Annotated in this window: 1 protein-coding gene; it reads right to left on the bottom strand. The window is 47.8% G+C overall.

What is annotated here, in order from left to right; translation table 11 throughout:
• On the bottom strand, nt 1–245 hold a 245-nt coding region (locus AB4512_RS22535; RefSeq protein WP_372175763.1), incomplete at both ends, for a putative PEP-binding protein.

The following is a 245-nucleotide window of genomic DNA, read 5'->3' as shown; positions in this document are numbered from 1 at the left end:
TCACCAGCAAGCTCACCACACATACCAGTCCACTTACCTTCAGCGTGTGATGCGTCGATCACTTGCTTGATTACTGTAAGAACAGCAGGAGATAGTGGGTTGTATAGGTGAGAAATCATTTCGTTACCACGGTCTACCGCAAGAGTGTATTGCGTTAGGTCGTTAGTACCGATAGAGAAGAAAGATACTTCTTTCGCTAGGTGGTGTGCGATTGCAGCAGCTGCTGGAGTCTCAACCATTACGCC

Source organism: Vibrio sp. 10N.222.52.B7, assembly GCF_041474275.1.
GTDB classification, from domain to species: Bacteria; Pseudomonadota; Gammaproteobacteria; order Enterobacterales; family Vibrionaceae; genus Vibrio; species Vibrio crassostreae_C.
This window is presented reverse-complemented; position numbering and strand designations above follow the sequence as displayed.